Source organism: Nocardia cyriacigeorgica NBRC 100375 (genome assembly GCF_000308555.1).
Classification (GTDB): Bacteria; Actinomycetota; Actinomycetes; order Mycobacteriales; family Mycobacteriaceae; genus Nocardia; species Nocardia cyriacigeorgica.
The window spans coordinates 1-6,875 of sequence record NZ_BAFY01000212.1; the positions used below are offsets into that span (position 1 = coordinate 1).

Sequence of the window (6,875 nt, forward strand, 5' to 3'; positions counted from 1 at the left end):
TGCCTTGGCGTCGAGGATCGACAGGGCGCCCATCGCCTCGCGCGTCTCGCGCACGATGTCGTCGAAGGCTCGCCGGATGTCCGGGTCGCAGACGCGCAGGCGGTGTTCGATGCTCGCGCGTTCGGTATCGGAGACCGCGTCGAGGGCGTAGAGATGGGCGAGATCGAGGAGGTCGTGATCGTCGGGATGCTCGGGTGAGGGCGCGTCGGTCATCAGGGGGTAACTCCGGTCAGGCAGTCCTGGAGGCGCTTCAACCCGTCCCGGATGCGGCTTTTGACGGTCGGCAATGGTGAGGCTAGGTGGTCGGCTACCTCCCGGTAGGTGCGGCCACTGTAGTAGGCGAGGGCGACGGCTTCACGCTGTGTGGACGTCAGCGTGTCGAGGCAGTCGCGCACGGCCTGCTCGTCCATTCGCTGGCCGACCGTCTCGGCGACGATATCGTGATCGCGGCCGAGGTGGGTGTGCCCGTAGACGGCGTCGCGGCCGGCGGCAGAACTTTCGCTGCGCACCCGGTCGACCGCCCGCCGGTGGGTGATCATCATCAGCCAGCCGATCGGGCTCGACAGCGCCGGATCGTAGCGTTCGGCCGAGGACCACACCTGCAGGAAGACCTCCTGGGTGGTCTCCTCGGCCGCCGCCGGGCTGCGCAGCACCCGCAGCGCGAGACCGAAGACCCGTGGGCTGGTCTCGCGATAGAAATGGGTGAAGGCCTCGCGGTCACCGGCCGCGGTGGATTTCAGCAAACCGTCGAGCCTGCGGCGGACCTCCCCGTTTCCGGGCCGGACCGGGCAGGCCGCGGGATGATCGGCCAGGTCATCGGGGACGACGGGGCCGATGAACGGGATGGGACCCGTGTCTCTGGTCATGATCGTCTCCTCGCCCGCACGACAGGGAGTTCGCCGTGGGGGTACGACGGGATGGGCGCGAATGCGCGAATGTGGCCTGAGCCACGTCCGTGGCTTCGTCGGAGCACGGGTTCAGTCTTGCGCATGGTCGCGGATCCGGTGGGTGATTCGCCTGCGAATTTCGGTTTACTTCTGTTGGCTCCGCGTCAGTTGTCGTTACCATCGGTCAATGGCCGTGTCGACAGATGTCACGACCGCGGACGGCGTCGTCCGTGGTCACCGTGGCCGCCGGGTCATTCGCTGGCGGTCGATTCCCTATGCGGCAGCGCCGGTGGGTGAGCTGCGCTTCCGGGCTCCGCGTCCGGTGCGGCCGTGGACCGGAGTGCGCCCGGCCACCGAATTCGCCAACGCCGCGATGCAGCACCGCACCGGTGCGCAGATCGGGGCGCGGCGCTATCAGCCGACCAGTGAGGACGCGCTGACGCTCAACGTCACCGCGCCGGTCTCGCGTGGCAACACGCCGCTGCCGGTGATGGTCTTCATCCACGGCGGCGGCTACCTCTTCGGCACCTCGGCGCTGAGTCTCTACTCGGGTTCGCGGCTGGCGGTGGGCGGCGAGGTGATCGTCGTGTCGCTGAACTACCGGCTGGGCGCGTTCGGTTATGCCGACTTCGGCGAATTCGGCAGCGATGAGCGGCCGTTCGACTCCAATCTCGGCCTGCGCGATCAGATCGCCGCGCTGGAGTGGGTGCGCACCAATATCGCGGCCTTCGGTGGCGATCCGGGCAATGTGACGATCTTCGGCGAATCGGCGGGTGCGCACGCGGTACTCAGCCTGCTCGCCACTCCGTCGGCGGCGGGACTGTTCCACCAGGCCATCGCGCAGAGTGCGCCCGCCGACTGGGCGCTGACCGCCGACGACGCGCGGTTGATCGCCCGTCGATGTGTGGAAGCGCTCGGAGCGACACCGGACACCGCGCTGCGGGTGCTGTCGGAGGCCGACCCCTATGACATCCATCGCGCGTTCGGGCGGGCGATGCGCGCGTCGTTGCAGGAGCGGCCCGGGTTCTTCGCCGCCGCGCCCGTCGTCGACGGGACGCTGTTGCCGCAGGCGCCGATCGACGCCATCGTCGACGGCAACGCCCATCGGGTGCCGCTGATCATCGGCACCTGCAACAACGAGGGCACCCTGTTCGCGAAATTCGCCGACGACGCGCTGCCGACCACCCCGCAACGACTGCGCGCTGCCGTCGGTGACGAGGAGGCCGAGGCCCGGGTGCGTGCCGCCTACCCCGGCTATCCGGCGCCGAAGGCAGCTATCCGCGCGGGCGGCGATTTCGTGTTCTGGCGGCCGTCGCTCGAGGTGATGGCCGGGCACAGCAAGTACGCGCCCACCTACGCCTACCGCTACGACTACGCGCCGCGTTCGCTGCGGCTGGCCGGGATCGGCGCCACCCACGCCACCGATCTCATTCCGGTGTTCGGCGTAGCGGACAGCCCCGTCGGCCGGGCGCTCACCGCCGCCGGTGGGCGGCGCGGCCTGGTGTCGGTGACCAGGCAGTTCCAGGACAACTGGCTGCGTTTCGCGCATACCGGCGCGCCGCTGCCGTCCTGGCCGGCCTACACCGAAAGCAGGCGAAGCACCTTGATCATCGACGCGCCGAGCCGGGTCGAACACGATCCGGAGAAGGCACGCCGGCTGGCATGGGAGGGCGTGCGGATGCCGAGGCTGGTGCAGCAGCGCGAAGTGGATCTCGGATAGGCGGCTATTTGAGCAGGCGCGACATGCGCCGGTCGGCGAGGATCTTGCCGCCGGTCTGGCAGGTGGGGCAGTACTGGAAGGATCGCTCGGCGAAGGACACCTCGCGCACCGTGTCGCCGCAGACCGGGCACGGCAGGCCGGTGCGGGCGTGTACCCGCATGCCCGAACGTTTTTCGCCTTTGAGCCGGGCGGCGTCCTGCCCGACCGAGCGTTGCACGGCGTCCAGCAGCACCGTGCGCATGGCCTCGTACAGTTGCGACACCTTCTCCGGTGAGAGCGATTTCGCGGTGGCGAACGGTGAAATGCGCGCGGTGTGCAGGATCTCGTCGGAGTAGGCGTTGCCGATGCCCGCCAGCAGCGACTGTTCGACCAGCGCGGTTTTGATCCGCTGGGTGCTCGCGCCGAGGATCTGCGCAAACTCGTCTTCGGTGACCTCGAGGGCGTCGGGGCCGAGCCTGCTGATGCCCGGCACCTGCTGTGGGTCCTCGACGATGTAGACCGCGAGCCGTTTCTTGGTGCCGGCCTCGGTGAGGTCGAAGGCGGGTGTCGCGCCCTCGGGGGTGAAGAAATGCACCCGCAGCGCCAGCGGGCCCTTCCCGGGCTTGGGCGGGGTGGCGCTGGGGTTGTCGGTCCAGCGCAGCCATCCGCCGCGCGAGAGATGGGTGATCAGCCAGATGCCGCTGCAATCGAGGCCGAGGAATTTGCCCCACCGGCCCGCGCCGGTGACGTCGCGACCGGACAGCGCCGTCACGGGTGGGTCGAAGGTCTTGACCGCGCTCAACGCCGCGACGTCCACGCGTCCGACCACCGCGCCGACGGCATGTTCTCGCAGGAACTGCGCCAGCGCCTCCACTTCCGGTAGTTCGGGCACGCGATTCAGGTTACCTGCGGGCACCGACAGACTCGGGTTGTCGCGGGGCGCGGTTCGCCGGGTCGAAGGCGCGAGCCGGTCCGGCATCGGGCGCGCGCGAATCGCGGCCGACTGTGGCGTGCGCCTGGCGGCGTTCTCGTGCTCGACATGCTGAACAACGTTCCGGTTTGGTGTGCAATGGTGGTCTGCGGCATTCGCCTGTTCACGTGCCCGGCGTGCGGAAGGAAGCTCGCATGGGCGTCCCCGCCGGATGGTGGACAGCTGGCCGGCGGGTCTGTGTGGGACAGGAGCGATCGGCTAATTCCGGCGCAGGCCCGCGATCAGCAGCCCGACCAGCCTGCGGGCGTCGTAGCGCGGATTGTTGCTCGCGCCGATGCACAGATTGCCCACGCCGCGCATCAGCTCGTAGGCCTCGATGTCGCGGATGATCTCGCCGGCATCGGCGGCCGCATCGAGCAGCTGCGCGCATACCGGAACCAGGCGGTCGAGGAAGTAGGCGTGCAGCGTCTCGAAGGCGGCGTCGTCGGACTGTAAGGCCTCGGCCAGGCCGTGCTTGGTGACGCACCGGCGTACAGGTCAGCACGGTGGCGCTGGGCGCCATGAACTTCGGCAGTATCGGCCGCACCGGCCAGGACGAGGCCACCGCGATGGTCGACGCCGCACTCGACGCCGGGATCAACCTCATCGACACCGCGGACATGTACGGCCGCGGCGAATCGGAGGAAATGGTCGGCCGCGCCATCGCGGGCCGCCGCGACGACATCGTGCTGGCCACCAAGGCGGAATGCCGATGGACGAGGAGCGTAACCATCGTGGCAGTTCCCGCCGCTGGCTGGTGCAGGCACTCGACGACAGCCTGCGCAGGCTCGGCGTCGACCACGTCGACCTCTATCAGATCCATCGCTGGGACCCGAGCGCCAGCGACGAGGAGACCCTGTCGGCGCTGACCGATTGCAGCGCGCCGGAAAGATTCGCTACTTCGGTTCCTCCACCTTCCCGGCCTACCGCATCGTCGAGGCGCAGTGGGCGGCCCGCGAGCACCGGCTCGGTCGCTACGTCACCGAACAGCCGGCTTATTCGATCCTGCAACGCGGCGTCGAGGCCCACGTCCTGCCGGTGGCCGAACAGTATGGGCTCGGCGTACTGGTGTGGAGTCCGCTGGCCTCTGGCTGGTTGTCGGGCGCGATCCGAGCGGGCCGCGAGATCACCACCAGCCGATCGACTTTCATGCCGGACCGGTACGACCTCACCGTGCCCGCCAACAAGGCCAAGATGGACGCCGTCGAACAACTGGCCGCCCTCGCCGACGACGCCGGCCTGACCATGATCCAACTGGCGCTCGGCTTCGTCACCGCGCACCCGGCGGTGACGACGGCGCTGATCGGCCCCCGCACCATGGACCACTTGCGCTCCCAGCTCGCCGCCGCGGACACGGTGCTCACCGCCGAGGTGCTGGACGCGATCGTCGCGCCGGGCGTCGACCTGGCCCCACATGAGAAGCATGACGCGTCTCCCGCCCTGCTCGACTCGGGGCTGCGCCGCCGCTGATCATGATGGTGTCTGTGTGGCGGCGTGGGCCAGGCATTCGGCGGCGATCGGGACCGCCGCGGCAAGTCCGTCGTCCGAGGGCGCCGAATAGCCAAGGGCCACACCGAAGGTGCGTGCCGGGCCGATGTGGTGGCGGGCGAGCGCGTCCAGGGCAACCCCGCGGCCGGCGGCTTCGGCGACGGCGCGTTGCTCGGCCTCGGCGCTCGGCAGCGGGATCACCAGGTGGGACCCGGCATCGTCGCCGCGGATTGCCAGTCCGCGACGGGCGAGCTCGGCGGCGACGAATGCCCGTCGCGGCGGCATCACCCGGCGGAGCCTGCGCAGATGCCGGGCGAGGTCGCCGTGCGCGGCGAGTTCGGCCAAAACCAGCTGGCCGGCGGGGCCGGGCGTGCTGCCGATCTGTTCCCGGTAGGCGAGCACGGCCTCGGTGATCTCGGGTGCGGCGACCAGCCAGCCCGCGCCGAGGGTGGGGGACAGGATCTTGCTGGTCGTGCCGAGATGAACGACGACATCCGGCGCCATCGCCGCCAGCAAGGGCAAAGGGGCTGTGTCATAGCGCAATTCGCCGTCGTAATCATCCTCGATGAGCAGTACACCGTTGGCCCGGGCGTAATCGACCAGCTGCACGCGGCGGCGCGCCGTCATCCGTTCGCCGAGTGGGAACTGGTGTGCCGGAGTGCAATACACCGCCTTGATGTCAGGAGGTAGCTCCTCGACGCGCAAACCCTCCCCGTCCACCGGTACCGGACGTACCCGCACGCCGGCCGCCCGGAACGCACCGACGGCGCGCTGATAACCGGGATCTTCCATAGCGACGCTGTCGCCCGGGCGCAAGAGGGCGCACGCGATCTCGTTCACCGCCGCACTCGCTCCCGAGGTCGCGAGGATCGCGGTCCCGCCTGCCGCGCTCAGCCCACGATGGCGCAGCAGATGATCGGTGACCGCCGCCAGATAGCGTGGCTCGCCTGCGCGTTCCTTGCGGATCACGGGGTCATGGTCGGCGGCCGCACGCCAGGCCCGCCGCCATGCGGCGCGGTCGATCGCGGGGACGCAGGGCGCGCCGGGGCGCAGATCGAGAAGTGCGGACGCGTCGGAGGGCATGGCCGACGCGGTGGTGTCGGGGTGTGCGGGGGCGGGGGCGGCGGTGAGGTAGGTGCCGGATCCGCGGCGGCCGGTGAGCCAGCCCTCGGCATGTAGCTGGTCGTAGGCAGCCGCCACCACCGTCCGGCTGACGGCGAGCTGAGCGGCCAGCGACCGCGAGGACGGCAGCCGGTCACCGCCGCGCAGGGCGCCGGAGGTCGCCGCCCGCCGCAATCCGTCGGCCAGCTGCACCGATAGCGGCGCGGCGCCCCTGCGATCGAGTTCGAGTAGCTCGGCGATCGGCTCGGACATGGCACAAGTGGCCTTTCGAAGTTGCTTGGAATTGGCTATACCAGGATGCCACTGATGCGGGCATGGTGAAACCATGACCGCACACCTTCAGCTCCGGCCACCGCTTTCGCCGACCCCGCGCAGCACACCCACGCGGTTGAAGGATCGCGCCAGGAAGGATCGCGCCGAACTGGACGCCGTGCTCGACGCGGGCCTCATCTGCCACCTCGGCGTGCTACTCGGCGGCACTCCCGTCGTGCTACCCACCGCCTACGGCCGCGACGGAAATCTGCTCTACCTGCACGGATCAACCGGCGCCGGCAATATGCGGGCGGCGCTGGAGCACGAGGTGTCGGTGGCCGTCACCCTGGTGGACGGTGTGGTGTACGCCCGCTCGGCCATGCATTTCTCGATGAACTACCGGTCGGCGGTGGTGCTCGGTCGAGCCGTCGAGGTCACCGACCCGCAGCAGCGGCTG

The 6,875-nt window shown here is 69.7% G+C and carries 7 protein-coding genes and 1 pseudogene; 3 read left to right on the forward strand and 5 right to left on the reverse strand.

Features of this window, described 5'->3' with window-relative positions; translation table 11 throughout:
- Both RJ05_RS21905 and sigK read right to left on the reverse strand, forming a co-directional pair.
- Window positions 1-213 (reverse strand): RskA family anti-sigma factor (locus RJ05_RS21905; protein ID WP_036540151.1); only part of this gene is annotated, 213 nt, incomplete at its 3' end.
- A complete protein-coding gene (sigK, locus tag RJ05_RS21910) occupies window positions 213-866 on the reverse strand; it encodes an ECF RNA polymerase sigma factor SigK (RefSeq protein ID WP_036540153.1) in 654 nt (217 codons plus the stop codon). The genes sigK and RJ05_RS21905, both read right to left, overlap by 1 nt.
- 208 nt (window positions 867-1,074) lie before the next feature.
- On the opposite strand from sigK, the gene RJ05_RS21915 reads away from it, so the two are divergent.
- Window positions 1,075-2,607 carry a carboxylesterase/lipase family protein gene (locus tag RJ05_RS21915; protein ID WP_036540155.1) on the forward strand — a complete coding sequence of 511 codons (1,533 nt, stop codon included), beginning with the start codon at window positions 1,075-1,077 and terminating at the stop codon, window positions 2,605-2,607.
- 4 nt (window positions 2,608-2,611) lie between these two features.
- On the opposite strand, the gene RJ05_RS21920 is transcribed toward RJ05_RS21915, so the two are convergent.
- Complete coding sequence (locus tag RJ05_RS21920) at window positions 2,612-3,478, reverse strand: Fpg/Nei family DNA glycosylase (protein WP_036540163.1); 867 nt, start codon at window positions 3,476-3,478, stop codon at window positions 2,612-2,614.
- 297 nt (window positions 3,479-3,775) lie between these two features.
- On the reverse strand, window positions 3,776-4,024 hold the full coding sequence (locus RJ05_RS32475) for an SbtR family transcriptional regulator (protein ID WP_444547121.1): 249 nt from the start codon (window positions 4,022-4,024) through the stop codon (window positions 3,776-3,778).
- 53 nt (window positions 4,025-4,077) lie between these two features.
- Here RJ05_RS32475 and RJ05_RS21930 point away from each other — a divergent pair.
- Window positions 4,078-5,026: pseudogene (locus RJ05_RS21930) on the forward strand (aldo/keto reductase).
- Here RJ05_RS21930 and pdxR read toward each other — a convergent pair.
- Window positions 5,027-6,418: a MocR-like pyridoxine biosynthesis transcription factor PdxR gene (gene pdxR / locus RJ05_RS21935; RefSeq protein ID WP_036540160.1), complete on the reverse strand. Its 1,392-nt coding sequence runs from the start codon at window positions 6,416-6,418 to the stop codon at window positions 5,027-5,029.
- 73 nt (window positions 6,419-6,491) lie between these two features.
- Between pdxR and RJ05_RS21940 the strand changes: the two genes are divergently transcribed.
- Window positions 6,492-6,875: pyridoxamine 5'-phosphate oxidase family protein (locus RJ05_RS21940; protein ID WP_036540166.1), on the forward strand; the 384-nt coding region annotated here is incomplete at its 3' end.

Coding starts and splice junctions, on each gene's coding strand:
- sigK (WP_036540153.1), bottom strand. CDS start 866: ATGACCAGAGACACGGGTCCCATCCCGTTCATCGGCCCCGTCGTCCCC.
- RJ05_RS21915 (WP_036540155.1), top strand. CDS start 1,075: ATGGCCGTGTCGACAGATGTCACGACCGCGGACGGCGTCGTCCGTGGT.
- pdxR (WP_036540160.1), bottom strand. CDS start 6,418: ATGTCCGAGCCGATCGCCGAGCTACTCGAACTCGATCGCAGGGGCGCC.